At 31.7% G+C, this 24,295-nt stretch carries 35 protein-coding genes and 1 riboswitch; of the genes, 3 read left to right on the forward strand and 32 right to left on the reverse strand.

Features of this window, described 5'->3' with window-relative positions; translation table 11 throughout:
* Nucleotides 1–11 precede the first annotated feature (11 nt).
* On the forward strand, nucleotides 12–2,150 hold the full coding sequence (locus ACUV9F_RS05850) for an LTA synthase family protein (RefSeq protein WP_446183345.1): 2,139 nt from the start codon (nucleotides 12–14) through the stop codon (nucleotides 2,148–2,150).
* 7 nt (nucleotides 2,151–2,157) lie between these two features.
* Here the strand turns inward: ACUV9F_RS05850 and ACUV9F_RS05855 are convergent, their stop codons facing one another.
* Together ACUV9F_RS05855 and ACUV9F_RS05860 are read right to left on the reverse strand one after the other, a co-directional pair.
* Nucleotides 2,158–3,612: an ATP-binding protein gene (locus ACUV9F_RS05855; protein ID WP_446183346.1), complete on the reverse strand. Its 1,455-nt coding sequence runs from the start codon at nucleotides 3,610–3,612 to the stop codon at nucleotides 2,158–2,160.
* 5 nt (nucleotides 3,613–3,617) lie between these two features.
* Nucleotides 3,618–4,346 carry a winged helix-turn-helix domain-containing protein gene (locus ACUV9F_RS05860; RefSeq protein WP_446183347.1) on the reverse strand — a complete coding sequence of 243 codons (729 nt, stop codon included), beginning with the start codon at nucleotides 4,344–4,346 and terminating at the stop codon, nucleotides 3,618–3,620.
* A gap of 96 nt (nucleotides 4,347–4,442) precedes the next feature.
* Between ACUV9F_RS05860 and ACUV9F_RS05865 the strand changes: the two genes are divergently transcribed.
* Nucleotides 4,443–5,228, forward strand: coding sequence for a Cof-type HAD-IIB family hydrolase (locus tag ACUV9F_RS05865; RefSeq protein ID WP_446183348.1), 786 nt, complete (start codon nucleotides 4,443–4,445; stop codon nucleotides 5,226–5,228).
* A gap of 21 nt (nucleotides 5,229–5,249) precedes the next feature.
* Here the strand turns inward: ACUV9F_RS05865 and ACUV9F_RS05870 are convergent, their stop codons facing one another.
* A complete protein-coding gene (locus ACUV9F_RS05870) occupies nucleotides 5,250–6,245 on the reverse strand; it encodes a zinc-binding alcohol dehydrogenase family protein (protein ID WP_446183349.1) in 996 nt (331 codons plus the stop codon).
* Nucleotides 6,246–6,247: 2 nt separating this feature from the next.
* Nucleotides 6,248–7,618 (reverse strand): Na+/H+ antiporter NhaC, encoded by a 1,371-nt coding sequence (gene nhaC / locus ACUV9F_RS05875; RefSeq protein ID WP_446183350.1) that lies wholly within the window; start codon nucleotides 7,616–7,618, stop codon nucleotides 6,248–6,250.
* Nucleotides 7,619–7,941: 323 nt separating this feature from the next.
* On the opposite strand from nhaC, the gene ACUV9F_RS05880 reads away from it, so the two are divergent.
* On the forward strand, nucleotides 7,942–8,493 hold the full coding sequence (locus tag ACUV9F_RS05880) for an NADPH-dependent FMN reductase (protein ID WP_446183351.1): 552 nt from the start codon (nucleotides 7,942–7,944) through the stop codon (nucleotides 8,491–8,493).
* Nucleotides 8,494–8,518: 25 nt separating this feature from the next.
* Here the strand turns inward: ACUV9F_RS05880 and ACUV9F_RS05885 are convergent, their stop codons facing one another.
* The 28 genes from ACUV9F_RS05885 to rpsQ form a co-directional block, all read right to left on the reverse strand.
* Nucleotides 8,519–9,250: a YibE/F family protein gene (locus ACUV9F_RS05885; protein ID WP_446183352.1), complete on the reverse strand. Its 732-nt coding sequence runs from the start codon at nucleotides 9,248–9,250 to the stop codon at nucleotides 8,519–8,521.
* Nucleotides 9,250–10,299: a YibE/F family protein gene (locus tag ACUV9F_RS05890; protein WP_446183353.1), complete on the reverse strand. Its 1,050-nt coding sequence runs from the start codon at nucleotides 10,297–10,299 to the stop codon at nucleotides 9,250–9,252. Before ACUV9F_RS05890 ends, ACUV9F_RS05885 begins: the two co-directional genes overlap by 1 nt.
* 70 nt (nucleotides 10,300–10,369) lie before the next feature.
* The gene (locus ACUV9F_RS05895; RefSeq protein ID WP_446183354.1) at nucleotides 10,370–10,549 is read right to left on the reverse strand and encodes a CsbD family protein; all 180 of its coding nucleotides are present in this window, start codon (nucleotides 10,547–10,549) and stop codon (nucleotides 10,370–10,372) included.
* Between the two features lie 188 nt (nucleotides 10,550–10,737).
* Nucleotides 10,738–11,130, reverse strand: coding sequence for a 30S ribosomal protein S9 (gene rpsI, locus ACUV9F_RS05900; RefSeq protein WP_446183355.1), 393 nt, complete (start codon nucleotides 11,128–11,130; stop codon nucleotides 10,738–10,740).
* A gap of 14 nt (nucleotides 11,131–11,144) precedes the next feature.
* Complete coding sequence (gene rplM / locus ACUV9F_RS05905; RefSeq protein WP_446183356.1) at nucleotides 11,145–11,588, reverse strand: 50S ribosomal protein L13; 444 nt, start codon at nucleotides 11,586–11,588, stop codon at nucleotides 11,145–11,147.
* Nucleotides 11,589–11,726: 138 nt separating this feature from the next.
* Nucleotides 11,727–12,470 (reverse strand): tRNA pseudouridine(38-40) synthase TruA, encoded by a 744-nt coding sequence (gene truA / locus ACUV9F_RS05910; RefSeq protein ID WP_446183357.1) that lies wholly within the window; start codon nucleotides 12,468–12,470, stop codon nucleotides 11,727–11,729.
* Nucleotides 12,471–12,473: 3 nt separating this feature from the next.
* The gene (locus tag ACUV9F_RS05915; protein WP_446184359.1) at nucleotides 12,474–13,277 is read right to left on the reverse strand and encodes an energy-coupling factor transporter transmembrane component T family protein; all 804 of its coding nucleotides are present in this window, start codon (nucleotides 13,275–13,277) and stop codon (nucleotides 12,474–12,476) included.
* Nucleotides 13,278–13,286: 9 nt separating this feature from the next.
* A complete protein-coding gene (locus ACUV9F_RS05920; protein ID WP_446183358.1) occupies nucleotides 13,287–14,132 on the reverse strand; it encodes an energy-coupling factor ABC transporter ATP-binding protein in 846 nt (281 codons plus the stop codon).
* Nucleotides 14,108–14,947, reverse strand: a complete 840-nt coding sequence (locus ACUV9F_RS05925; RefSeq protein WP_446183359.1) for an energy-coupling factor ABC transporter ATP-binding protein — start codon at nucleotides 14,945–14,947, stop codon at nucleotides 14,108–14,110. Before ACUV9F_RS05925 ends, ACUV9F_RS05920 begins: the two co-directional genes overlap by 25 nt.
* Before the next feature lie 62 nt (nucleotides 14,948–15,009).
* A riboswitch (TPP riboswitch) is annotated at nucleotides 15,010–15,098 on the reverse strand.
* 166 nt (nucleotides 15,099–15,264) lie between these two features.
* The gene (gene rplQ / locus ACUV9F_RS05930) at nucleotides 15,265–15,645 is read right to left on the reverse strand and encodes a 50S ribosomal protein L17 (RefSeq protein ID WP_446183360.1); all 381 of its coding nucleotides are present in this window, start codon (nucleotides 15,643–15,645) and stop codon (nucleotides 15,265–15,267) included.
* 20 nt (nucleotides 15,646–15,665) lie between these two features.
* The gene (locus ACUV9F_RS05935) at nucleotides 15,666–16,601 is read right to left on the reverse strand and encodes a DNA-directed RNA polymerase subunit alpha (RefSeq protein WP_446183361.1); all 936 of its coding nucleotides are present in this window, start codon (nucleotides 16,599–16,601) and stop codon (nucleotides 15,666–15,668) included.
* 45 nt (nucleotides 16,602–16,646) lie between these two features.
* Nucleotides 16,647–17,033 carry a 30S ribosomal protein S11 gene (gene rpsK, locus ACUV9F_RS05940; RefSeq protein WP_446183362.1) on the reverse strand — a complete coding sequence of 129 codons (387 nt, stop codon included), beginning with the start codon at nucleotides 17,031–17,033 and terminating at the stop codon, nucleotides 16,647–16,649.
* Nucleotides 17,034–17,048: 15 nt separating this feature from the next.
* Complete coding sequence (rpsM, locus tag ACUV9F_RS05945; protein ID WP_446183363.1) at nucleotides 17,049–17,417, reverse strand: 30S ribosomal protein S13; 369 nt, start codon at nucleotides 17,415–17,417, stop codon at nucleotides 17,049–17,051.
* Nucleotides 17,418–17,440: 23 nt separating this feature from the next.
* Entirely contained in the window at nucleotides 17,441–17,557 is a 117-nt protein-coding gene (rpmJ, locus tag ACUV9F_RS05950; RefSeq protein ID WP_046315631.1) for a 50S ribosomal protein L36, read from the reverse strand.
* A 40-nt stretch (nucleotides 17,558–17,597) separates the two neighbouring features.
* Nucleotides 17,598–17,816 (reverse strand): translation initiation factor IF-1, encoded by a 219-nt coding sequence (infA, locus tag ACUV9F_RS05955; RefSeq protein ID WP_446183364.1) that lies wholly within the window; start codon nucleotides 17,814–17,816, stop codon nucleotides 17,598–17,600.
* 92 nt (nucleotides 17,817–17,908) lie between these two features.
* Nucleotides 17,909–18,562 carry an adenylate kinase gene (locus ACUV9F_RS05960; protein WP_446183365.1) on the reverse strand — a complete coding sequence of 218 codons (654 nt, stop codon included), beginning with the start codon at nucleotides 18,560–18,562 and terminating at the stop codon, nucleotides 17,909–17,911.
* Nucleotides 18,563–18,587: 25 nt separating this feature from the next.
* Nucleotides 18,588–19,883: a preprotein translocase subunit SecY gene (gene secY / locus ACUV9F_RS05965; RefSeq protein WP_446183366.1), complete on the reverse strand. Its 1,296-nt coding sequence runs from the start codon at nucleotides 19,881–19,883 to the stop codon at nucleotides 18,588–18,590.
* Nucleotides 19,883–20,323, reverse strand: a complete 441-nt coding sequence (rplO, locus tag ACUV9F_RS05970) for a 50S ribosomal protein L15 (RefSeq protein ID WP_446183367.1) — start codon at nucleotides 20,321–20,323, stop codon at nucleotides 19,883–19,885. Before rplO ends, secY begins: the two co-directional genes overlap by 1 nt.
* 31 nt (nucleotides 20,324–20,354) lie before the next feature.
* On the reverse strand, nucleotides 20,355–20,537 hold the full coding sequence (rpmD, locus tag ACUV9F_RS05975; protein ID WP_446183368.1) for a 50S ribosomal protein L30: 183 nt from the start codon (nucleotides 20,535–20,537) through the stop codon (nucleotides 20,355–20,357).
* 18 nt (nucleotides 20,538–20,555) lie between these two features.
* On the reverse strand, nucleotides 20,556–21,056 hold the full coding sequence (gene rpsE, locus ACUV9F_RS05980) for a 30S ribosomal protein S5 (protein ID WP_446183369.1): 501 nt from the start codon (nucleotides 21,054–21,056) through the stop codon (nucleotides 20,556–20,558).
* Nucleotides 21,057–21,074: 18 nt separating this feature from the next.
* Nucleotides 21,075–21,431, reverse strand: a complete 357-nt coding sequence (gene rplR, locus ACUV9F_RS05985) for a 50S ribosomal protein L18 (RefSeq protein ID WP_446183370.1) — start codon at nucleotides 21,429–21,431, stop codon at nucleotides 21,075–21,077.
* Between the two features lie 33 nt (nucleotides 21,432–21,464).
* Nucleotides 21,465–21,995 (reverse strand): 50S ribosomal protein L6, encoded by a 531-nt coding sequence (gene rplF / locus ACUV9F_RS05990; protein WP_446183371.1) that lies wholly within the window; start codon nucleotides 21,993–21,995, stop codon nucleotides 21,465–21,467.
* Between the two features lie 30 nt (nucleotides 21,996–22,025).
* Entirely contained in the window at nucleotides 22,026–22,424 is a 399-nt protein-coding gene (rpsH, locus tag ACUV9F_RS05995; RefSeq protein WP_446183372.1) for a 30S ribosomal protein S8, read from the reverse strand.
* A 30-nt stretch (nucleotides 22,425–22,454) separates the two neighbouring features.
* On the reverse strand, nucleotides 22,455–22,640 hold the full coding sequence (locus ACUV9F_RS06000) for a type Z 30S ribosomal protein S14 (protein ID WP_302083109.1): 186 nt from the start codon (nucleotides 22,638–22,640) through the stop codon (nucleotides 22,455–22,457).
* Between the two features lie 17 nt (nucleotides 22,641–22,657).
* Nucleotides 22,658–23,200 carry a 50S ribosomal protein L5 gene (rplE, locus tag ACUV9F_RS06005; RefSeq protein WP_446183373.1) on the reverse strand — a complete coding sequence of 181 codons (543 nt, stop codon included), beginning with the start codon at nucleotides 23,198–23,200 and terminating at the stop codon, nucleotides 22,658–22,660.
* A gap of 22 nt (nucleotides 23,201–23,222) precedes the next feature.
* The gene (gene rplX, locus ACUV9F_RS06010; protein WP_446183374.1) at nucleotides 23,223–23,549 is read right to left on the reverse strand and encodes a 50S ribosomal protein L24; all 327 of its coding nucleotides are present in this window, start codon (nucleotides 23,547–23,549) and stop codon (nucleotides 23,223–23,225) included.
* A 52-nt stretch (nucleotides 23,550–23,601) separates the two neighbouring features.
* Nucleotides 23,602–23,970 (reverse strand): 50S ribosomal protein L14, encoded by a 369-nt coding sequence (rplN, locus tag ACUV9F_RS06015; RefSeq protein WP_259596409.1) that lies wholly within the window; start codon nucleotides 23,968–23,970, stop codon nucleotides 23,602–23,604.
* A 41-nt stretch (nucleotides 23,971–24,011) separates the two neighbouring features.
* Nucleotides 24,012–24,284, reverse strand: coding sequence for a 30S ribosomal protein S17 (gene rpsQ, locus ACUV9F_RS06020; RefSeq protein ID WP_446183375.1), 273 nt, complete (start codon nucleotides 24,282–24,284; stop codon nucleotides 24,012–24,014).
* Nucleotides 24,285–24,295 lie beyond the last annotated feature (11 nt).

The following is a 24,295-nucleotide window of genomic DNA, read 5'->3' on the forward strand; positions in this document are numbered from 1 at the left end:
GAAATAACTTAATGAATAAAAAAGAAAAATTATTGACTACCCGTTTTGGATTTATCTCACTTTTAACTATTTTAATTGCGCTTAAAACTATCTTTGCATACTATTTTGAATTTAATTTAGGAATAGCAGATCCGCTACAACATTTAATAGCAATTATTAATCCTTTTGCTACAAGCATTTTGTTACTTAGTATTGGTCTGTATATTAAAAAAGAAAAAATTTCTTATATTTTGACTTTAATTATATATTTTGTAGAAACACTTATTTTATACGGAAACATAATTTATTATCGTCAATTTACTGACTTTCTTTCTTTTAATACAATTGCTTCTGCAGGAAAAGTTTCAAAAGGACTCGGTTCAAGCACTTTCAATCTAATGCAGTATCATGACATAATTTATTGGATAGATTTAATTATCATAATTTTTCTACTTATAAGAGGAATTATTAAACTTGATTCAAGACCTGTAAAAAGAATTACTGCCATTGCGACTACTATTTTTTCTATTGCATTATTTTGTTTTAACTTAGCACTCGCTGAAACAAACAGACCACAATTATTGGGTAGGACATTTGATAGATCTTATATTGTTAAATATCTTGGTCTTAATTCATTTTTAGTCTATGACACTTTAAAAACTGCTCAAAATGATGCCGTTAGATCAACAGCTGACGGAACAGATATAACTCCGGTTTTAAATTATGTTGATAAACATTACGCCGAACCAAACATTAATTATTACGGAGCAGCTAACGGAAAAAATATTATTGTTATCCATTTGGAAAGTTTTCAGCAATTTTTAATAGACTTCAAAGTTAATAACCAAGAAGTTACACCATTTTTAAATTCTTTATATCACGACAATAATACTTTAGCCTTTAAAAATTTCTTTCATCAAGTTGGTCAGGGTAAAACAAGTGATGCTGAAACCATGATGGAAAACAGTTTATATGGACTTCCTGAAGGATCTGTTTTTACTAAACTAGGCCCTGACAACACATTCCAAGCAGCCCCAGCCATTTTAAATCAACAAAAAGGATATACATCAGCTGTATTTCATGGTAACGTTGCTAGTTTTTGGAGCAGAAATAGTGTTTATAAAAACTTTGGTTACAATTATTTTTTTGATCAAAGCTATTATGATACTTCTATGAATAATTCAAGTACTGAATATGGATTAAAGGATAAACTTTTGTTGTCGCAAAGTGCTAAATATTTAGAGCAGCTACAACAACCTTTTTATACTAAATTTATCACTGTAACAAATCATTACGCATTTCCACTTGATGAAGAAGATAATAGTGGTTTCATACGACCCCAGACGGATAGTCAAATTGTGAATAATTATTTTGCAACTGCTCATTATCTTGATAGTTCAATTAAAGAATTCTTTGATTATTTGAAAAAATCAGGAATATATGATAATTCAATGATTGTATTATACGGAGATCATTATGGATTATCTGACTCAGATAACAAATCTCTTTCATCCCTTTTAGGAAAAGAACCCTCAACTTGGAATAATTTTGACAATGCTCAACTTCAAAGGGTTCCTTTCATGATTAATATGAAGGGCTTAAAGGGCGGAATACAAAATCAATATGGTGGCGAAATTGATGCATTGCCAACAATCCTACATCTAGCTGGTATACCTACAAAAGGATATATTCAATTTGGTACCGATCTACTATCAAATCAACATAATGGTAATGTGATTTTTAGGAACAAAAATATTGTAAACAAAAATTACACTATTATTCATAATAAAGATGGCAAAACAGATATTTATAATAGTAAGAATGGACTATTGATAAATAACCCAAATAAAAAATTATTAAAAGAAATCACAAAAATTCAAAACGATAGAAACGAATCCCTATCTTTATCAGATAAAGTTAACAATATGAATCTTCTAAGATTTTATACTCCAATTGGATTTACACCAGTTGATCCTACTCAATATGATTATTTCAACCAAATGCAACAAATAGAAAAAATTAGAAATCAATTGGGAGTTAAATCTACTAGCGTTTATTCTAAGAATAAAAATCAGTCAACAACAAACGATTACATTACTGATGCACCTGAAATAAATGGGGATAGAATGACAATTGATACATTTTCCAGCAAAAATAAAGAGACTCATTAGAGTCTCTTTATTTTTTATTTAAATATTTTTTATCATAAAACTTAACTATAAATGACGTACCTTTTCCAACTTCGCTTTCTACTTCAATCTTTCCTTTATGCATCTCAACAAGTTGGTGAACTATTGAAAGTCCAAGTCCAGATTCTCCCTTGGTAGCCTTGCGAGATGGATCAACTTTATAGTATCTATCCCATATATTCTTAATTTGCTCTTTAGTTAATCCTATTCCTGTATCGGAAACAGATATCATTACACCCCTACTTGTTTTAGTAGCAACAATTTTTATATTTCCATTATCAGTGAATTGAATTGCATTTTGTAATATATTAAAAAATATTTGTACAAATCTATCATAGTCAGCAAAGACAGGAACCTTTGTTTCTTCTGAAATAAAAATTATTTTATCATTTGATTCCTTTGCTTTTTTATTTAGTTGAGAAATTATATTTTTTAATGGCTCAATTGCATCAAATGTCGTTTTAGTCAAAGTTATCTGATTAGTTCTAATTTTTTCGTAATCAAGATTTTCAGAAACCAATCTAATAAGCCTATTAGTTTCATTTCTCATTAATTGAATACTTTGATCCTTTGACTCTTCAGGAATAGCATCATATTGTAATCCTTCTAATATACCATTAATGGTAGTAAGTGGCGTTTTCATTTCATGAGAAGCATTAGCCATAAATTCTTTTCGTCTTTGTTCTTGTCTTTTAATCTCATCATTAGATTCTTTCAATGATTTAACCATACTATTGAAGTCTTTAGCCAAATCATCAATTTCATCACGATTTCTTGTCTTTATTTGTACATCAAAATTATTTGAAGCAACTTTATTAGTAGCTTCTCTTAATCTATTAATTCGTGAAACATGATATCTAGCTAAAACATAACTCAACATTATAGATATAATTAGTGCAATTGCTATTGCCGTATAGAGGTTTTGTCTCATATCTTGTAAATTATTTTTTAAATCAGATACCCTTGAACCAACCCATACAGCCCCAACCAATTGTTTATTCATAAACCAAGGGACAATAACAAATGTCATTTCTCCACTTTTACTATTAAATTTAGGAGATCCTAAACCAATATTGGTTTCTTCTTTAACTACCTTTCCCTTTTTAATTTGATTCCATATTTTTGGTTTCAAATGAATGTTAGAATTATTTTTAGGATAAGTTTGATCATTATCAGCATTAAAAACAGCAAATTGAACAGATTGATCTTGCATTACATTTTCAAGATCGTCAATAAACCCACTTGTTATATTCTTTATTTCATGAGTTTGAGGATCCATTCTTAACGCCAAATTCCCCAAACTGTTTCCATAACTTTCAAGCTTTGTCCATGTTTGCTCATACTCTAGTCGTTCATTATTTTTTTGAATAGAGAATGCAAGAATACATAATGTAGTAAAAATAACTACAAAAAAACTCAACATTTGTTGATAAATTAACTTCATATTATTTATACATCCGTATCATCAAATTTATACCCTACTCCCCAAACAGTACTTATTACTTGAGGACCAACTTTTTCAATTTTTTGACGTAATTTTTTTATATGTGCATCAACTGTTCTTTCATCTCCAAAAAAATCATATCCCCAAATTTGTTCTAATAATTGTTCTCTTGAAAACACTTGTCTTGGTTTGCTTGCTAGTGTTTTTAATAAGTCAAATTCTTTTGGAGTTAGGTCAGGAATATCTTTCCCTTCAATAGATGCTTCTCTTGTTTTACTGTTAAGTTTAAATATACCTGTATCAATATCATTAATTTCTTCTTCACTATCTGTTTCAGCAGAACTAGACTCATTTTTTGTATTTACTAATTCGCTTCTTCTGTGAAGTGCCTTAATTCTAGCGATTAATGTAATTGGACTAAAAGGCTTTGTGACATAATCATCCGCTCCAAGTTCTAAACCTAAGACTTGATCACTTTCGGTATCTCTGGCTGTTAACATTATTATCGGAACAGAATCAGAAACTTTTCTTATTTCTTTTGCAACTTCCATACCGTCTATCTCAGGTAAATTTAGATCTAATGTGATTAAATCCCATGCGTCTTTATCATCATTAAATATTTTAAGTGCATCTTTTCCGTCATAGGCAAAACTTACTTCCCAGCCTTCTTTTTGAAAAAACATATTCATCATTTCAGAAACTGATTTATTATCTTCTATCATTAATATTTTCATAAAAACACTCCTAATATCTCTATTTTAACATTAATCTGCTATCCTTAAATTATATTCAATATATAAAACTTCTCAATATAAAGTAAAGGAGCAAATATGAACACATCAAACATTAAAGGCGTTGTTTTTTTTGATTTAGACGGTACTTTATTAAACGACAAATCAAAAATTGAACCTGAAGTAGCTGAAGCTACTGAAAAACTAAAAAAGAACAATATATTGCCAGTTATTTGTACTGGTAGATCTCCACATGAAATAATTCACACTCAAGAAATGACCAATATTGATACAGTCATTACTTTAAATGGAAGTCTAGTCAAAAATAATAGCGAAATTATTTATCAAAGAATAATTCCAACTGATTTATGCAAAAACGTCATAGAAATGGCTGATTCTTTCGAGGAAGCCGTTGCAATGTATAACAACCAAACAATTCGTCGAACCAATCTTGATACAAATGCAATTATTCAAACTCATAAATTTATTGCAGAACCAATTCCTGAAGTAGATTCTACTTTTTATCAAGATAATGATATCAACATGATGGTTATCTATAGTATAGACAAAGAAAATGAATATAATGTGAAATTTTCTAGCTCATTAAAATTTTATAAAACTGGAACTTTTTCAATTGATTGTGTCATGAAAGAAGAGTCAAAGAAAAATGGAATCATTAATTTATTAAAAAATTTAAATCTTACAAATGTTCCAACTTATGCTTTTGGTGATGGTCCAAATGACATTGAAATGCTTAACTACGTAGATCACTCAGTAGTAATGGGGAATGCACGCAAAGATATATTTCAATATGGAGAGTATATCACCACGAAAAATACAAATCATGGTATTGTTAACGGTTTAAAACATTATAATTTAATATAAAAAAATAGTCGCAGTTTGCGACTATTTTTTTATAACAATTTTACCCACCATATGCCCATCTTCTAATAATTTTGTAGCATCTTTAATATTTCTCAAATTTAATCCATTGTAAACTTTTTTAACTGTAGACTTTAATTTCCCTTCATTTAACCACTTAGCTATCTTGGCTAAATATTGTCCTTGAGTGTCAATTGATTCTGTTTGGTATATTGTCTTTGTAAACATATATTCCCATTCAAAACTAACTGATTTAGATTTCAGATCATTCATATTCGATGTAGTACTTGTAATGGTTACAATTTTTCCAAAAGGTTTTATTAAGCTAGTAATTTCTTTCCAGTGTGGATCAACCGCAGAATATACAAGAATATAGTCAATTTCTTCAATATCTTGTTTTTTCAACTGTTCTACAATATTTTCATGATGATCAATAACAATATCAGCTCCAAGGTTTTTAACCCATTCTTGGTTATTAGGAGAAGCAGTTGCTATAACTTTAAGACCCGCTATTTTAGCTAATTGAGTAGCTACAGATCCTACACCTCCTGAACCATTAATAATCAAAATAGATTTATTTTGATTATTATCACTGAAGTCAATATTGAGTTTATCAACTAATGATTCGTACGCAGTAAGACTTGTTAAAGGCATTGCCACAGCTTCTTCTAAGCTAATTTTATTAGGTGCAAGAGCTATAGTTCTTTGATCTACTGCAATTAATTCCGCATAACTACCAAAACGAGTATGGTCTCCCGCGAAAAATACTAAATCGCCATTCTCAAATTTAGAATTAGCTTTGTCAACTATCTTTCCATATCCATCATAGCCAACAATCATAGGTTCAATTAACTCTTTTGTAACTTGTTTTCTAGTAGCTATATCAACTGGATTTAAAGCTATCCCTAAGACTTCAACAAGAACATCTTCATCTCTTAATTTTGGAGTTGGAGCTTCGAACTCTATAAAGCTCCTTTCATCACTAATTGGATAATATTTTTTAAAGCCAAATGCTTTCATAGCTAACTCTCCTTTTTATTAATACCTAATCCTGTGTACCCACTAATAATAGATAAAATTGGTGAAATCCAACTAAAAATCACAAACGGCAAGTATGCTTGTGTTGAAACTCCCAAGGTTGTTGCAGCAAACGACCCAGCAACTCCCCACGGTATTAAGTAGTTAATAACTGTTCCGCCATCTTCAAGAATTCTGCTTAATACTACAGGTCGAAATTTCTTTTCATCAAATACTTTTTTAAATGCATTACCAGGTAAAATTACTGATAAATACTGTTCACCCACAAATATATTAACACCAATTCCTGAAAGAATTGTAACTAAAACTAAGTGACCTGTGTTATTAATATTTTTAGTTAGTAACTCAATAACATTTTGAATTATATTAAATTTAATCAATAAACCTCCTAATGATAAAGTAATAATAATCAAAGCAACCGTTGGCATCATACTCATAATTCCACCACGAGATAACAGTGCATCTAGATTTTTATTGTTTGATTGCATTACATAACCATCATTTAAAATACTTACTATTTTTTTCATCTGTATATGTGGATTTTGAACAAAAATTAATCCTACTGAAACGGACACATTTAGTAATAAAGTTCCAATAGCTGGGATTTTGAATATTGCACATACAAACATTAATAAAATTGGTATTGCTTGCCACCATCCAAGAGTAAAATGACTATTTAACTGATTCTCTAGATTCATAATAATCGCAGTATGGGTATTACTTGCCTGTGGATTGATACACGCAAAGAAAACTAACGAAATTAAAAATGCAGGTAATGTTGTCCACATTAAATTCTTAATATGATCAAATAAATCTGCTCCAGAAATTGCAGAAGCTAAGTTTGTTGAATCTGATAGTGGAGATGTTTTATCACCAAAAATAGCACCCGATATAATTGCGCCACTCGTTATAACTGGATCAATTCCTAAAGCATTGCCCATCCCTAATAGTGCTATTCCTATAGTAGATATTATTGTAAATGCAGAACCAATTGAAGTTCCTACTATGGCACAAACGATAAAAACTGAAGGTACAAAGAATTTAACGCTTATCACTTTAAAACCAACCATCATTAAAGCTGGTATAACTCCTGCTGCAATCCAAGATCCTATCAAAGCACCAATTAAAATAAATATAACTATAGGAATTACTCCTCCATTAACACCGCGCTTTATACCACCAATAATATCATCCCATGTAAATCCATGAATTAAAGCCCAAACGATTAACAAAGCAATAATTAATAATATAGGTATCTGAGGTATTAATCCTAATTTAATTACACTCACTCCTAAAATCACAAACATAATTACTAATACAATTGCTGATTCAATAGTTCCTACATTCTTCTTCATATTACTTCTCCTTAAACAAAAAATCCCTGCTGCAATAAATTGCAACAGGGACGATAATATCGTGGTACCACCCATATTTACACTAAAAAAGTGCCTCAAATAAGTATATTTAACTAAAATAATTCATGATTTTATCCTGACCGGTTCGCATCAACCACCGGCTTTCTTACACCCAGATAAGTCACTACTGATTACTTAATGACTATTACCTTACAGACAAATTTAAATTAAGTCAATAAAAATATTCAAGTATAAATATTTTACCTAATTTAATTTTCATGATATTTTAAATATCGTCGATAAATAAAAAGGAGAATTTTACAATGACAAAAAAAGTTGCTGTTCTTGTAGGAAGCCTTAGAAAAGGTTCTTTTACAAAACAAATTGCTCAAAATATTATGGATATGCTACCAGATGGTTTTGAAGCACAATTTGTAGAAATCGGAAATTTGCCATTATATAATCAAGATTTTGATGATGAAGGTAACGTTCCAAGTGAATATACTTCATTTAGAAATACTATGAAGGAAATGGATGCTGTTATTTTTGCAACTCCAGAATATAATCGTGGAATACCCGCTGTATTAAAAAATGCACTAGATGTTGGATCACGCCCTTATGGTGAAAATATATGGGAAAATAAACCTGCTGTTATTATCTCAGTTTCACCTGGTGCAATTAGTGGTTTTGGTGCAAATCATCAATTACGCCAATCACTTGTCTTTTTAAATATGCCAGTTGTTCAACAACCAGAAGCCTACATTGGTGGAGTTACAAACTTATTGAACGACGAAGGAAAAGTAACAAATGAGGGAACACTTGGATTCTTTAGTTCAATAGTTGAAGCCTTTGTAGAACTAGTAAATAAATATTAATAAAAAATCGTAAGAATTATAATTCTTACGATTTTTTTATTCTCCAATTACAATACATTGACGTAATAGGAACTGTTATAACAACAGCTATCATACATAATAAAATAGTTATAATTTGAAAGACTACTACCTTGTCATTAAAAATATCAACAATACCATAATTTAATCTCATTAAGGCAATTACTACAGGAAAAGTTAACGATACTAAATTTAAAAACAATGTGGTTATTTGAGTTTTTAATATCATCGAACCAATTATCATTCCAGAATTAAAAATTCTCTTTTTATCTTTATTTAACTCATAATTTTCAAAAATACCTTCAGATATTGCAATGCTACTTTCGGAAATAACTCCAATCGTATTTATAACCATAATTGAACTTACAAGCTTTTGAAACATTATGTTACCGGGTTGCATCCCTTCAATGGCATCTAAATTGATAATTCCAAAGCCTTGAACTGAGGCAATTAATAAAATAGGAACTATTATTAATAATAGTATAAAAATAACAATTATAGAAGTTTTAAATGAAGTATCAGCTGAAAAACTATTTTTAACATTTAAATAAATTGAAACTGCTAAAATCATTCCTGAAAAAATAATTGTTGAAGCAATAATTCCAAATCCATCACATATTAAAATTAATAAAATATATATGAGCAATGTATTTATTAAAATACTTAGTATAAAATTAACTGCTTTAACTTTCAAAACTAAAAATAATGGTAGGATTACAATTAGACTCAAATAAACCATTAGCTCTCCTTTTTAATTAAAACTCTACTAAAAATATAACTAGTAATTGGAACTGCTAGAACAATGCCTAAAACACTTATTAAAAATTGTGCAATATCAGGACTAATAATTAGCTTGAATAATTCTTTTTGAGGGTAATTATTACTTAGATATACAGTCAATTCATTCAAATGCGTAGCAATAATTATGAAAAATAAAATTCCTGATAACGGTCCAACTAAATCCTTTCCAATATTCATACCAATTGAGAATATTTCTTTTCTATCTTTTATCTCGTTTTGATTTTGAATTTCTTTTAACGATGCAGTGATATCAATTGATTCATCAAGTATTACGCCTGAAACACTTAAAATAATCTGTGAAATAAATACATCTATGTAAGGTTGCATGCCCGCACCAGACAGTTCAAAATTTAAATCTTGAAAATTACTAATTTTTAAACAAGCTATTCCTATGACAACAGCAATAGCAATTGAAAATATTATTGCCAATAAAAGATATATACTGTCAATTTTTTTCCCAAAGAGCAATAACACTGTGCTTATTAACGTAATCAAACATACTAAAATAGTCCATAACAAAACATGAGTTGAACTATGATTAGTAATACTTATAAAGGATATATAAATAACCAAATAAAGAATAAATAATTTTAATACTTCAATAATCGAAGGAACTATACATATTAGTAGTAAAAGTAAAACTGCTAATATAAAAATAACAATATAGTCTCTTTTCACATTTTGAATTATTTTTTTATTTTTACTTAAAATCAATTCTTGACCAGGATGGACTTTATAGTCAGTCATTTCAGAATTCAAATATTGATTAATTAGATTAACTTTCCTATGATCATTATCTATTAAAAATCCCTGAATTTTTTGGGTGATTTGCTTGTTATTATCATCATTAATTCTTAACGAACTAATTTGTTCTACACTAGTAACAACCATTATGGGATTCTGATAAATCATTGCATCAAAATAAGAAATTATTGTTATAACAATAACAAAGCATATACCAATGAGTATTTTATATTTTTTCTTCATAGCTATTATTATAGTTTTATTTAACAAAGAAAAAAGAGTCTAAATTTAATTTAAACTCTTTTTATAAAAATTAATCATCATTATTTATCTTTTTAGCAACTTTATCGCCAAGATCTTCAAGTTTATCTTTTGCTTTACCTAATAAACCTTCTGCCTTACCCTTTAGTTCTTTTTTGTCGTCACCAGTTGCTTTACCAACTTCTTCGTTTATTTTTCCCTTTACTTGATCTTTTTTACTTTCTAAACTCATAATAATACCTCCTTTATATTAACTTCATGCTACCAAGTAGAAATTATAGAGACAAGAAATGAGCTTATAAAAAGTTTAAGACTTTTTAATGTTTAAATAAATTAACAAAATACTATTAATTATTCAATTAAAAAAACACCTCACAAAATACATTGTGAAGTGTTCCAAAATACTGATATATAAATATATTAACGTTTTGAGAATTGTGGAGCTTTACGAGCTTTTTTAAGACCTGGTTTTCTACGTTCTTTCATTCTTGAATCACGTGTTAAGAAACCAGCTCTTTTTAGAGCACCACGGAAGTCAGGATCTACTTCTAATAGAGCACGTGAAATACCATGTCTAATAGCTCCTGCTTGTCCTGAGAATCCACCACCATTAACGTTAACTAAAACGTCATAGCTGTCTTTTGTTTCTGTTACTTCAAGTGGTTGAACCATATCAGCAATCAAACTATCAAAAGGGATGTAATCTTTAACATCACGCTTGTTAATTGTGATTGCGCCGTTACCTGGTACTAAACGTACACGGGCAATTGAGTTCTTACGACGACCTGTTCCAGCATATACTACTTGTGCCAAAATTATTTCCTCCCTTAGATTAGTTTATTGATATCCAATACTTCTGGTTTTTGAGCTTGTTGTTCATGTTCTGAACCAGCATATACATGAAGTTTCATGTATTGTTGATGACCTAGAGAATTCTTAGGTAACATACCCTTAATTGAATTTTCAATCAATCTTGTAGGTTTTGTATCTCTTAATTCTCCAGCTGACACAGCTTTAAGACCACCTGGATAGTCACTGTGACGATAATAAATTTTATCTGTATCTTTTTTACCTGTTAATTTAATCTTTTCGGCGTTAATAACAATTACATTGTCACCTGTATCTACGTTTGGTGTAAATTGTGGTTTGTTCTTTCCGCGTAGGATTGAAGCCACTACAGTTGATAGACGTCCTAAAGCAACATCTGTTGCATCAACAACATACCATTTACGTTCAACTTCGCCTGATTTAGCAAAAGGTGTTGTACGCACAATAAATTCCTCCATATCATTCTACATGTTTGACACTCAATAAGTTTCCGGGGCTTATCGTGGGGCAAACAATACCAAAGTTCATAATACTTAAAATTATCTATAAAGTCAATATGAATCGCAATTTTTCTGGCTAAATTAGTAATAAACTTCCTTTAGATATAATCCACTTGCAGGAGCGGTTGCTCGAGCTTCTTGCCTATCCTTTAATTCATATAAACGTAAAAAATCATGAATATCTCTTCTACCATTTCCAATTTCAAGCAATGTAGCAACTAAAATTCTAACCATATTATATAAAAAACCATTGCCATAGAACTCAAAAATTAATTCATTATTTTTTTTATCAAATTCAACAGTCGCATCATATATAGTTCTAACTTTATCTTTAATCACTCCTCCACTAGCTGCAAAACTAGTAAAATCATGAGTTCCAATTACATCATCTAATGCGATTCTAATTTTTTCAATATCTATTTTGTATGGATAATGACCAGTATAGTTTCTTTTAAAAGGATTAGTATAGTGTCCTAAGTCAACCCGATACATATATCGCTTACCCTTGGTAGAAAATCTTGCATGAAAATTATCATCTATGATCTCGCAATCAGTAAATAATATATCCAATGGCATTAAACTATTTAATGCTTTTTGCATATTTAATGCTGGAATATTTCCTGGGTAATTAAAATTAATAACTTGCCCTAATGCATGTACTCCTGCATCAGTTCTTCCAGAGCCAATTACATCTATACTTTTTCCTTTTGTCATTTTTTTTAATGCTTTTTCAATAATACCTTGTACTGTTCTTAATTCATTTTGGCGTTGAAATCCATGATAATTAGTACCATCATAGCTCAACGTTAACTTATAATTACTCATTCACTACAAACCAAACCTTAAATATAAAAGTAATAGCGTTATAGCGATAAACGCTACAATCATTTTTGTGTCATTTTTTTCCCAAATAAGTTCTCTGTATCTTGTTCTATTCTCACCACCCTGATATCCTCTGGATTCCATAGCTATTGCTAAATCATAAGCAATTGAAAAACTACTTACAAAAAGTGGGATTAGTAATGGAATAAAGCTTTTAATTCTTTGCATTATTGATCCTGTACCAAAATCTACGCCACGCGCTCTTTGTGCATTCATAATTTTAGTAGTTTGATCCATTAGTTGAGGCACAAATCTTAACGCAATAGATAACATTAAAGCAACTTGAGTAACTGGAAATTTAATATACTTCAGTGGCTTCATTACCGCTTCGATTGCATCCGATAATTCAACTGGAGTAGTTGTTAACGTTAAAAGTGTTGAAAAGAAAACTATCAGTAAAAATCTCATAAATATATATGTACCATTTAATATAGATTGCCAAGATAATGAAAAAATCCACCATTGCCATAATTGCTTTTCACCCGGAGTAAAAAATACTTGCAAAAGCACAGTAAATAAAATTAGCCACATTAGTGGTCTTAATCCTTTGAAAAAGAAAGACAATTTTATTTCTGACAATTTTAAAGCAAAAAAAACAAACAAAAATAATGGCAAATATGTGTACCAGCTATTCGCTAAAAATATAATTCCAATAAAATAAAAAGTTCCAATAAACTTTGCTCGTGGATCCAAATTATGAATTATCGAATCACCAGGTATATAACGACCTACAATTAATTTATTCAAAATTAATTCCCCTTAAATATCATTACTAATTACATCAATTAAATCTGAAATCACTAACGGATTATCAGTACTATTCATCCCTTTACTCTTTAAACGATTCATAAATTCAACACTTCTTGGGAGTTCAAGATTGTTATTTTTTACCCAAATTTCGTTTTCAAAAATTTTATCTGGAGTATCATGTTTAACGATTTTTCCATGATTAAACACAATTACATCATCTGAATAATTAACGACATCTTCCATTTGATGAGTGACTAATATAATAGTCTTACCTTCTTTATGTAAATTATAAAATAAAGTCATCATTTCTAAACGTCCTTCTGGGTCTAAACCGGCTGTAGGTTCATCAAGAATTAACGTATCAGGGTTACTTGCTAATACTCCTGCAATTGCAACCCTTCTCATCTGACCCCCTGATAAATCGAAAGGAGATTTTTGAAGATATTCTTCACTTAATCCAACTTTTAATAGTGATTCTTTTGCAAGAATCTTAGCATCTTTTTCTTCTATACCAAAATTCATCGGACCAAACATGATATCCTTTTCAACGGTTTCTTCAAACAATTGACTCTCGGGAAATTGAAAAACCATACCTACTTCTTTTCTCAATGACTTTAAATCTTTATTATTTGTATCTGGCGTTATTACTTTATTTCCAACAACAATTTTTCCCTTAGTTGGTTTTAATAGAGCATTTATATGCTGTACAAAAGTAGATTTTCCGCTTCCTGTATGACCGACCAATGCAGTAAAACTATTATTTTTAATTGTTGCATTAATATCTTCTAACCCTAAATTTTCCATAGGAGTATCTGGCTGATATATATATTCTACTTGTTCAAATGATATTTCCAAATTTCATTCACCAATCTTTCTTCGTTCATCCAGTCGTTTGAAATATTAATACCTCTTGATATAAGACGCTGCTGTACTTTTTGAACAAATGGTAACTCTAGTCCTGCTTGCTTTAATAATTTTTCATCAGTAAAAATATTTTCTGGTTTATCCTGCTTTAAAATTTTTCCTTTACTTAAAACAAGAACATCATCGGCAACAGTTACTTCTTCAACATCATGTGTTATTGACAATACAGTTAAATCAAGCTCATCTTTTAATTTTTTTATGATATCAATTATCTCGTATCGTCCACTTGGGTCAAGCATACTAGTAGCTTCATCCAAAATAATTATCTTTGGTTCTAGTGCAATAATTCCAGCAATAGCAACACGCTGCTTTTGTCCACCTGAAAGACTTTGTGGATCTCTATTTGCAAAATCAGTCATTTGAACTTTGTCTAAAGCATCCATCACTTTACTTTTCATCTCTGATTGAGGAACACTTTGATTCTCTAAACCAAAGGCAACATCATCTTCTACCGTTGCACCAACAAACTGATTATCAGGATTTTGAAAAACAATTCCCATTTTAGAACGTATGTCCCAAATAGTTTCATTAGTTAATTTGATATTATCAATTTTTATAGTTCCAGAATCGGTTTGTAAAATACCATTTAATAACTTAGTCAACGTACTTTTACCACTACCATTTTGTCCAACAATAGCAGTCCATGACTTTTCTTTAATTCTTAGATTAATGTCTGACAATACATTTTCAGTGGATTCATCATATTTGTAATTTAATTTACTAATTTCAATAATTGGATTTGTCATATTTACATACCTTATTTAAAAATAAAGGCCCCTTTGTAATATTAAACAAAGAGGTCCACTAATACTTACAACTACTATCTCCCCGTTTCAGCATTAACTGTATCAGGTTCAATGGGTATAATCTCAGCAAATTGCACCCCAGATTTATTTAATTAACAATATAATAACACAATAATTTATAAGTATATAAAAAAATCATTCGATAAAATTAGTGTCTCCCGATTAGGGAAATCTTAGAGCTAGACTTGGAATATACCCAACATCATAACGCTCACTAAAATCACGAATGACTGTTTTTAAATAGATTGATGTAATAATTAAACTAGTTCAATTATTGCCATAGGTGCAGCATCTCCACGACGTGGTGCTGTCTTCATTATTCTTGTGTATCCACCTTGTCTATCTTTGTAACGAGGTGCAACATCACTGAATAGTTTTTGAAGAGCAGACTGAACAACAACTGCATCATCTTGTTCACTAATGTTAGCAACTTCATCTCTAATAAACTTTGCAGCTTGACGACGAGCTTGTAAATCACCCTTTTTACCAAGTGTAATCATTTTCTCAGCTGTACGACGAACTTCTTTAGCACGAGTTTCAGTAGTAACGATACGTTCATTAATAATCAAATCAGTAGTTAAATCACGAAGCATAGCTAATCTTTGATCTGTTGAACGTCCTAGTTTACGGTAGCCCATTTTAGTGCCCTCCTTGTCTATTAATCGTCTTGTCTAAGTGATAAACCTAGATTGTTTAACTTAACTTTGACTTCTTCTAATGACTTACGTCCTAGATTACGAACTTTCATCATATCAGGTTCACTCTTATCTGTAAGTTCTTGAACAGTATTAATACCTGCACGTTTCAAACAGTTGTATGAACGAACTGATAAATCAAGTTCTTCAATAGTCATTTCAAGTTTCTTTTCTTTTTGAGTTTCCTCTTTTTCAACCATCATTTCAGCGTTCATAGCTTCTTCAGTTAAGTTTACAAAACTATTCAAATGTTCTGTAAGAACTTTAGCTGCCAAGCTAATTGCTTCTTTGGGGTTAATTGATCCATTTGTCCAAACGTCTAAAGTTAATTTATCAAAATCACTTCTTTTACCAACACGAGCACTCTCGACCTGGTAATTAACTTTTGAAACAGGTGTAAAAATCGAATCAACGGGCAAAACACCAATTGGTGTTGCATCTGTTTTGTTTTGGTCAGCTGGTGTATATCCGCGACCAGTTTTAACTGTCATTTGCATATTAAGTTCGCCACCTTCAGCAACAGTACAGATATATTGAGTAGGATCTAGAATTTCTAAATCGTCATCTGCAACTATATCAGCAGCTGTTACTTGAGCAGGTCCCTTAACATTAATTTCAACTTTCTTTTCATCTCCGTGAAGTTTTAAAGAAAGTTTCTTAATATTCAAGATAATTTGAGTTACGTCTTCAATAACACCATCAATTGTTGAAAATTCATGAAGAACTCCATCAATTTGTACATCAGAAACTGCTGTACCAGGTAAAGAAGCAAGTAATACACGTCTTAGTGAGTTACCTAAAGTAGTACCATAACCTCTTTCAAGAGGTTCAATTACATACTTACCGTAATCATTTTTTTCTTCAACTTTTATGATACTTGGTTTTTCGAATTCAATCATTCAGTTCTGCCCCTTTCATCTATTGCGCTAGTTTCAAAGAACTTACTATACACGACGACGTTTTGGTGGACGAGAACCATTATGAGGAACTGGTGTAACATCACGAATTGCTGTAACGTCAAGACCTGTAGCTTGTAAAGAACGAATTGCTGCCTCACGTCCAGAACCTGGACCTTTAACTGCAACTTCTACGGTTTTCATACCATGTTCCATTGCTTCTTTTGCTGCTGCTTCACCAGCCATTTGTGCGGCAAAAGGAGTAGACTTACGACTTCCCTTAAAACCTAAGGCACCAGCTGATGACCAAGCAACGGCGTTACCATTAACGTCAGTAATCATTACTAGTGTATTGTTAAATGTTGAATGAATATGAGCAACGCCAGATTCAATATGTTTCTTTACACGACGTTTACGACCTTTATTGACTGCCATGAACCTACCTCCTTATTAGTCTTTCTTCTTACCTGCAATAGTAACTTTTTTACCTTTGCGAGTACGTGCATTGTTTTTTGTATTTTGTCCACGAACGGGTAATCCACGACGATGGCGAATTCCACGATATGAACCAATTTCTTGTAATCTCTTGATGTCCATACTTACTGAACGACGTAAATCACCTTCAACAGGAAATTTATCAAGTTCAGTTCTGATTTTATCCTCTTGATCTGGAGTCAAATCACGAGTTCTGATATCTTCAGAAACCCCGGCATCTTTTAAGACTTTGACTGCTGTTGAGTTACCAACACCAAAAATGTATGTAAGTGCCACGACAATTCTTTTATCACGTGGCAAATCAACACCTGCTATACGAGCCATTGAAGTATCCTCCTTCTATAATATTAACCTTGTCTTTGTTTGTGTTTTGGATCTGCTGAACAAATTACCATAACGCGACCTTTGCGTTTGATAACTTTACAGTGTTCACACATTGGTTTTACAGATGGTCTTACTTTCATATTCTGTGAACCTCCCATCATATTAAAAAACAGAAAATATTTATCTATATCTATATGTGATACGTCCCTTACTTAAATCGTACGGTGAAAGTTCTACAGTAACTTTATCACCAGGCAATATCTTAATATAGTGCATTCTAATTTTACCAGAAACATGAGCCAATACTGTGGCATCGTTTTCTAGTTTTACTTTAAACATTGCTCTAGGTAAGTTCTCTACAACAGTACCTTCGATTTCAATAACATCGTCTTTGGCCAAACTTGGACCCTCCTCGAATTTGTAAGGTTTAATACTACTACATATATCGAAAAATAATATCACGAAGCTACTAAAAAGTAAATAAATGGTAACTAAAGTCCTTTTATAACTTTTTTCACATCTTCATAAACTTCTTCAATATCTTTGTCTCCATTAATTTTATGCAAAAGATTCTTCTTTTCATAAAAATCAATTAATGGAGTATTCATTTTAATATTTACATCTAATCTATTTTTTACAGTCTCAGGTTTATCATCATCTCTTTGATAAAATTCATGTCCACCACAAATGTCACAAGTACCCTCAACTTTAGGTTGATTAAATATCTTATGATATGTGGCTCCACAATTTTTACAAATAAATCTTCCAGATAGACGTTCAACTAACTTTTCTGAAGGAACATCTATATAGATAACACCATCAATCGGCTGATTAAGATCACTTGAAATTTCATCTAAAGATTCAGCTTGAGCAATAGTTCTTGGAAAACCATCAAGCATGTAACCCGATTTTTTGACATCTTCTTTTGCTAATCTTTCTTTAACAATAGCAGAAGTAACTTCATCCGGAACTAATTCACCATTATCCATAAATGATTTAGCTTTCATTCCAATCTCAGTTTTTTCGGCCATTGCTTCTCTGAACATATCTCCAGTGGAAATATGTACAACTTTAAAATCATTAACAATTCTTTCAGCTTGAGTACCTTTACCAGCACCCGGTAAGCCCATAAGTAATAGATTCATTTTTTTCTCCCAACTTAAATTTTTATTATCTAATAAAACCTACATATTTACGTTTCATTAATAATCCCTTAAGTTGACGATCACTTTCTAAAGCAACCCCTATAACAATAAGTAAACTTGTCCCACCTAATCCAATAGATTGAGGTAATCCAAATATATTTGATGCTAATAAGGGAAGCAATGCAATTAGTCCCAAGAATAATGATCCAACTGTTGAAAGTCTCATCAAAACACCAGAAACAAACTTAATTGTTCCATTTCCAGGCCATACACCTGGAATATAGGCACCTTGTTTTTGTAAATTTTCAGCAAGTTTTTCAGGATTGACTTGAACAAATGCATAAAAGAAAGTAAATAAAATAATCAATAAGGTGTAAAGAAGTGCCCCCGTTGTAGTTTGCATGTTAAAAATGTTACTTAATACTTTGAACCAATTTTCATCACCATGACTTGCTTGAAAAGCCATCATAATAGTCTGGGGAGTAACAATAAATGAACTAGCAAAAATAACAGGAATAACACCAGCAACGTTAACTTTTAGCGGAAGAAAACTTTCGCTTCCACCACTAGTAGCACGTCTTGTATATTGGATAGGTATTTTTCTAACCGCTTGCTGTACAAAAGTAACAAAAACGGTGACTATAAGAATTACTAAAATAACTCCAACTAAAAATCCAATATTTTTAGCTAAATCACTTTTATTTGAACTAGCAATCTGATCATTAAATAACTTATAAAGGCCATTTGGCATTCTTGCAATGATACCTGCAAAGATTATCATTGAAACACCATTACCAAGACCCTTATCAGTAATTTGTTCACCTAGCCAAGTAAGCAACATTGTTCCACCAGTTAAGATGATTCCAATAATCAAAAATGTCTGAATACTTGGTTTCTTAACAAGTCCCATGCCGCTAAGTGCGTTAAATCCAGCTGTTATACCAATTGACTGAATTAATCCAAGTATGATCGTTAAGTAACGAGTAACTTGATTTAATTTTCTACGTCCAACTTCACCTTGTTTACTCCATTCAACGAATCGAGGAACAATATCCATTTGCAATAATTGAACAACAATTTGAGCAGTAATGAACGGTGAAACACCCATTGAGAATATAGAATAATTTGATAAGCCACCACCAGAAACAGTATCCAATAATGGAACTAATCCAGTAGCACTAATTTTATTCATTGCTGAAGCATTAACACCTGGCACAGCAATATATGAACCCAATCTATATATAGCCAAGATCATTAAAGTAAAGAAAATCTTTTTTCTTATTTCTTTAACTTTCAGAGCAGCTTTGATTGTTTTAAACATTAAATCACCTCGACAGAACCACCTGCAGCTTCAATTGCTTCTTTAGCAGCATTTGAGCATTTTGCAACTTTAACTGTAAGCTTAGCTTTAACCTCACCATTAGCAAGTAACTTAACTCCTGCAAGTTCTTTTTTAATGATTCCAGCTTCTTTTAATGAAGCAACAGTTACTTCAGAACCATCTTTAAACTTAGCTAAATCGCTTAAATTAACAACAGCATATTCTTTTCTATTGATATTGTTAAATCCGCGTTTTGGCATACGACGGAATAAAGGCATTTGTCCACCTTCAAAACCAATACGTGTTTTACCACCTGATCTTGCTAGTTGACCCTTTTGTCCACGTCCTGCAGTTTTACCTGTACCTGATGAAGTACCTCTACCTACACGTTTTCTAGAACTTCTTGAACCAGTACTTGGTTTAAGATTATGTAATTCCATGAAAAGGTACCTCCTTGTTTATTTCTTATAATTATTTAACTTCTTCAACATTTACTAAATGTGCAATTTTTACAATAGCACCGCGTGTTGCTGGATCATCGTTCTTAATAACAGAACTACTAATACGACCCAACCCTAGCTCTTTAACAATTTTGCGTTGAGCTGGAATACGGTGTGCTGCACTTCTAATAAGAGTAATTTTTAATTTAGCCATTATTTACGACACACCTTTCTAGTTAAGCAAATCTTGAGCTGAGACACCACGTTGTGATGAAACACCTTCGGCTGTTTTTAAACGACTTAAACCGTCAATTGTTGCACGAATAACGTTAATTGGTGTATTACTACGCAACATTTGACCTGTAATATCAGCAATACCAGCAAGTTCAACAACTGAACGAACTGAACCACCAGCAGCAATACCTGAACCTTCTGAAGCTGGTTTTAATAAGATTTCGCCAGCACCAAATTTCCCAATGATTTCATGAGGAATAGTTGTACCAACCATTGGTACTTCAATCAAGTTCTTTTTAGCATCTTCAACCGCTTTACGAATAGCTTCTGGAACTTCTTGAGCTTTACCAGTACCAAAACCTACATGACCGTTCTTATCACCAACAACTACAATAGCAGCAAAGCGTAGACGACGTCCACCTTTTACAACTTTTGTAACTCTGTTAATAGCAACAACACGATCTTCTAATTCAAATTGTGATGGATCGATAAATGTCATACTTAGGTATCCTCCTTTTTAGAATTTTAGTCCATTTTCACGAGCTGCTTCTGCTAGTGCTTGAACACGTCCATGATAGATATAACCACCACGGTCAAACACAACATCAACAATCTTCTTTTCTGCAGCACGTTTTGCAACAAGTGCACCTACGGCAGCAGCTTTTTCAGTTTTTGAACCGTCTTTAATTTCTTTATCAATACTTGAGGCACTTACTAGCGTCACACCCGCTACGTCATCAATTACTTGAGCGTAGATGTTAGCATTTGAGCGAAATACGTTTAAGCGTGGGCGCTCAGCAGTACCAGAGATTTTACCACGGACACGTTTATGACGTTTTAGGCGTATCTTGTTTTTATCTGGTTTAGAAATCATTTTTTCACCTCATATTATTTTTGTAAGACTTAATTATTTACCAGTCTTACCTTCTTTACGACGAACATATTCATCAACATAACGAATTCCTTTACCTTTATAAGGTTCTGGTGGTCTTACGTCTCTGATTTCAGCAGCAAATTGTCCAACAACCTGTTTACTGATTCCTGAAATTGTAATTTCAGTATTTGATGGAACTTCAATCTTAATGCCTTCTGGAGCATCCATAAGTACTGGATGTGAATATCCAACATTAAGTTCTAGTTGACTACCTTTAAGTTGTGCACGGTAACCAACACCAATTAGTTGAAGTTTCTTTTCAAATCCATTAACAACACCTTCAACCATGTTGTTTAAATTAGCACGCATTGTTCCATGTAATGCTTTATCATTTTCACTTTCACGTTCAAATCTTGCAACATTACCTTCTTGAACAAATTTAATTTTTGGACTGAATTCTCTTGTCAATTCACCTTTAGGACCTTTAACAGTGATTTCGTTACCATTTTTAGTAACTGTTACATCTGCAGGTACTTCGATTGTTTTTAAACCAATACGACTCAAGTTGTGCACCTCCTTATCTAATTCTTATTCTTACCAAACGTATGCAATTACTTCGCCACCAATTTTCTTAGCGCGAGCTTCTTTATCGGTGATAACACCTTCAGAAGTAGAAATAATAGCAATACCTAATCCGTTAAGAACTTTGGGAACTTCTTCAGAATTTACGTAACTTCTTAGACCTGGTCTTGAAATACGCTTTAAACCTGTTAATACACGTTCATTGTTTTGATCAAACTTTAGTGTGATATTGATCATACCTTGTTTATTATCTTCAACAACTTCGTAATCTTTAATGAAACCTTCACGCTTCAAAATTTCTGAAATATTTTTTTTCATGTTTGAAGCAGGAACTGATACAGATGTATGTCTAACCATATTAGCATTACGAATACGTGTTAGGTAATCTGCAATAGGATCTGTCATTACCATTCTATTTACCTCCTGTAATTAATTTTGTTTTTACCAACTAGCTTTCTTCATACCAGGAATTTGGCCCTTGTGAGCTAATTCGCGAAGGCAAACACGGCAAAGCTTAAATTTGCGATAAACAGAATGTGGACGACCACAACGTTCACAACGTGTATACTCTTGAACTTTATACTTTGCTGGACGATGGTTCTTTGCAATTTGAGATTTCTTAGCCAATTATTTGACCTCCTTTATTATTTAGCAAATGGCATACCGACTTGTTTAAGCAATTCTTTTGCTTCTTCATCAGTATTTGCTGTTGTAACAATAACAATATCTAATCCGCGAACACGATTAACCATATCGTAATCGATTTCTGGGAAGATTAATTGTTCTTTAACACCAAGTGTGTAGTTACCGCGACCATCAAAAGATTTATCGCTAACTCCACGAAAGTCACGAACACGAGGAAGTGAAATGTTGATTAATTTATATAAGAAATCATACATTTTTTCACCACGTAATGTAACTTTAGCACCAATTGACATACCTTCACGTAAACGGAAACCAGCAATTGACTTCTTAGCTTTTGTTATTAATGGTTTTTGACCTGCGATAAGAGTTAGTTCTTCAACAGCATCATCTAAATTTTTTGAATTAGAAACAGCATCACCAACACCCATATTTAAAACAATTTTTTCAATTTTGGGTGTTTGCATAACTGAACTATAGTTGAATTTTTCTACCAAAGCTGGTGTGATTTCTTCAACATATTTCTTTTTTAAATTACTTACCATTTATTATTAGTCCTCCCTTCCGTTATTTATCATCTTTTTTAGAAGTTGATTTTGTTGTTTCTTTTTTTGTTGTCTTCTTAGCAGTAGTTTTCTTTGTTGTTGTTTTTGATGTAGTTGTCTTTTTAGCAGATTTCTTTGCTAGTGCAACATTTGAAACACTAATTGGCATTTCAGCATCAACAATACCACCATTTGGTTCTTGATTAGTTGGTTTTTGATGTTTCTTTGCAACATTAATACCTTCAACTAATACCTTGTCATTCTTAGGAAATACTTTAAGGACTTTACCTTCTTTGCCTTTGTCATTTCCTGAAATAACTTTGACATTATCACCAGTTTTTACAAACATAGATCAGCACCTCCTTGTTTAATCTTTTCAATCTGTAGATCATAAATTATTTTTATAATACTTCTGGTGCCAATGAAACAATCTTCATGAAATCATTGTCACGTAATTCACGAGCTACCGGTCCAAAGATACGTGTGCCTCGAGGTGTTTTATCAGCGTTAATGATAACTGCTGCATTTTCATCAAATCTAATATATGAACCATCAGCACGATGTGCTCCTGATACAGTTCTTACAATAACAGCTTTAACAACATCACCTTTTTTAACAACGCCACCTGGTGTTGCTTGTTTAACAGTTGCAACAATAATATCACCAATGTTGGCAGTTTTACGGTTTGAGCCACCAAGTACTTTAATAGTTAAAATTTCTCTAGCTCCTGAATTATCAGCAACTTTCAAACGACTTTCTTGTTGAATCACTATGTTGGTCCTCCTCTCGTTTAAACTTTATAATAGAAGTTTTAAATAATTACCGCTTTTTCAACGATTTCTAATAAACGGAAGCGTTTTGTACGTGATAATGGTCTAGTAGCCATGATACGAACAATATCGCCAACTTTTGCTTCATTGTTATCATCTTGTGCGTAGTACTTCTTTGAGTATTTAACACGTTTACCATATACAGGATGAGTCTTATAAGTTTCAACAACTACTGTAATAGTTTGATCCATCTTATCTGAAACAACACGACCTTGGTATACTTTACGACGATTTCTTTCATTTAATTCGCTCAAGTTTAGTACTC

The sequence above is a fragment of the Daquilactobacillus linshuiensis genome (genome assembly GCF_052828685.1).

Coding starts and splice junctions, on each gene's coding strand:
- ACUV9F_RS05850 (WP_446183345.1), top strand. CDS start 12: ATGAATAAAAAAGAAAAATTATTGACTACCCGTTTTGGATTTATCTCA.
- ACUV9F_RS05855 (WP_446183346.1), bottom strand. CDS start 3,612: ATGAAGTTAATTTATCAACAAATGTTGAGTTTTTTTGTAGTTATTTTT.
- ACUV9F_RS05860 (WP_446183347.1), bottom strand. CDS start 4,346: ATGAAAATATTAATGATAGAAGATAATAAATCAGTTTCTGAAATGATG.
- ACUV9F_RS05865 (WP_446183348.1), top strand. CDS start 4,443: ATGAACACATCAAACATTAAAGGCGTTGTTTTTTTTGATTTAGACGGT.
- ACUV9F_RS05870 (WP_446183349.1), bottom strand. CDS start 6,245: ATGAAAGCATTTGGCTTTAAAAAATATTATCCAATTAGTGATGAAAGG.
- nhaC (WP_446183350.1), bottom strand. CDS start 7,618: ATGAAGAAGAATGTAGGAACTATTGAATCAGCAATTGTATTAGTAATT.
- ACUV9F_RS05880 (WP_446183351.1), top strand. CDS start 7,942: ATGACAAAAAAAGTTGCTGTTCTTGTAGGAAGCCTTAGAAAAGGTTCT.
- ACUV9F_RS05885 (WP_446183352.1), bottom strand. CDS start 9,250: ATGGTTTATTTGAGTCTAATTGTAATCCTACCATTATTTTTAGTTTTG.
- ACUV9F_RS05890 (WP_446183353.1), bottom strand. CDS start 10,299: ATGAAGAAAAAATATAAAATACTCATTGGTATATGCTTTGTTATTGTT.
- ACUV9F_RS05895 (WP_446183354.1), bottom strand. CDS start 10,549: ATGAGTTTAGAAAGTAAAAAAGATCAAGTAAAGGGAAAAATAAACGAA.
- truA (WP_446183357.1), bottom strand. CDS start 12,470: ATGAGTAATTATAAGTTAACGTTGAGCTATGATGGTACTAATTATCAT.
- ACUV9F_RS05925 (WP_446183359.1), bottom strand. CDS start 14,947: ATGACAAATCCAATTATTGAAATTAGTAAATTAAATTACAAATATGAT.
- rplQ (WP_446183360.1), bottom strand. CDS start 15,645: ATGGGCTACCGTAAACTAGGACGTTCAACAGATCAAAGATTAGCTATG.
- ACUV9F_RS05935 (WP_446183361.1), bottom strand. CDS start 16,601: ATGATTGAATTCGAAAAACCAAGTATCATAAAAGTTGAAGAAAAAAAT.
- rpsK (WP_446183362.1), bottom strand. CDS start 17,033: ATGGCAGTCAATAAAGGTCGTAAACGTCGTGTAAAGAAACATATTGAA.
- rpsM (WP_446183363.1), bottom strand. CDS start 17,417: ATGGCTCGTATAGCAGGTGTTGATTTGCCACGTGATAAAAGAATTGTC.
- rpmJ (WP_046315631.1), bottom strand. CDS start 17,557: ATGAAAGTAAGACCATCTGTAAAACCAATGTGTGAACACTGTAAAGTT.
- ACUV9F_RS05960 (WP_446183365.1), bottom strand. CDS start 18,562: ATGAATCTATTACTTATGGGCTTACCGGGTGCTGGTAAAGGTACTCAA.
- secY (WP_446183366.1), bottom strand. CDS start 19,883: ATGTTTAAAACAATCAAAGCTGCTCTGAAAGTTAAAGAAATAAGAAAA.
- rplO (WP_446183367.1), bottom strand. CDS start 20,323: ATGGAATTACATAATCTTAAACCAAGTACTGGTTCAAGAAGTTCTAGA.
- rpmD (WP_446183368.1), bottom strand. CDS start 20,537: ATGGCTAAATTAAAAATTACTCTTATTAGAAGTGCAGCACACCGTATT.
- rpsE (WP_446183369.1), bottom strand. CDS start 21,056: ATGACATTTATCGATCCATCACAATTTGAATTAGAAGATCGTGTTGTT.
- rplR (WP_446183370.1), bottom strand. CDS start 21,431: ATGATTTCTAAACCAGATAAAAACAAGATACGCCTAAAACGTCATAAA.
- rpsH (WP_446183372.1), bottom strand. CDS start 22,424: ATGGTAATGACAGATCCTATTGCAGATTACCTAACACGTATTCGTAAT.
- rplE (WP_446183373.1), bottom strand. CDS start 23,200: ATGGTAAGTAATTTAAAAAAGAAATATGTTGAAGAAATCACACCAGCT.
- rplX (WP_446183374.1), bottom strand. CDS start 23,549: ATGTTTGTAAAAACTGGTGATAATGTCAAAGTTATTTCAGGAAATGAC.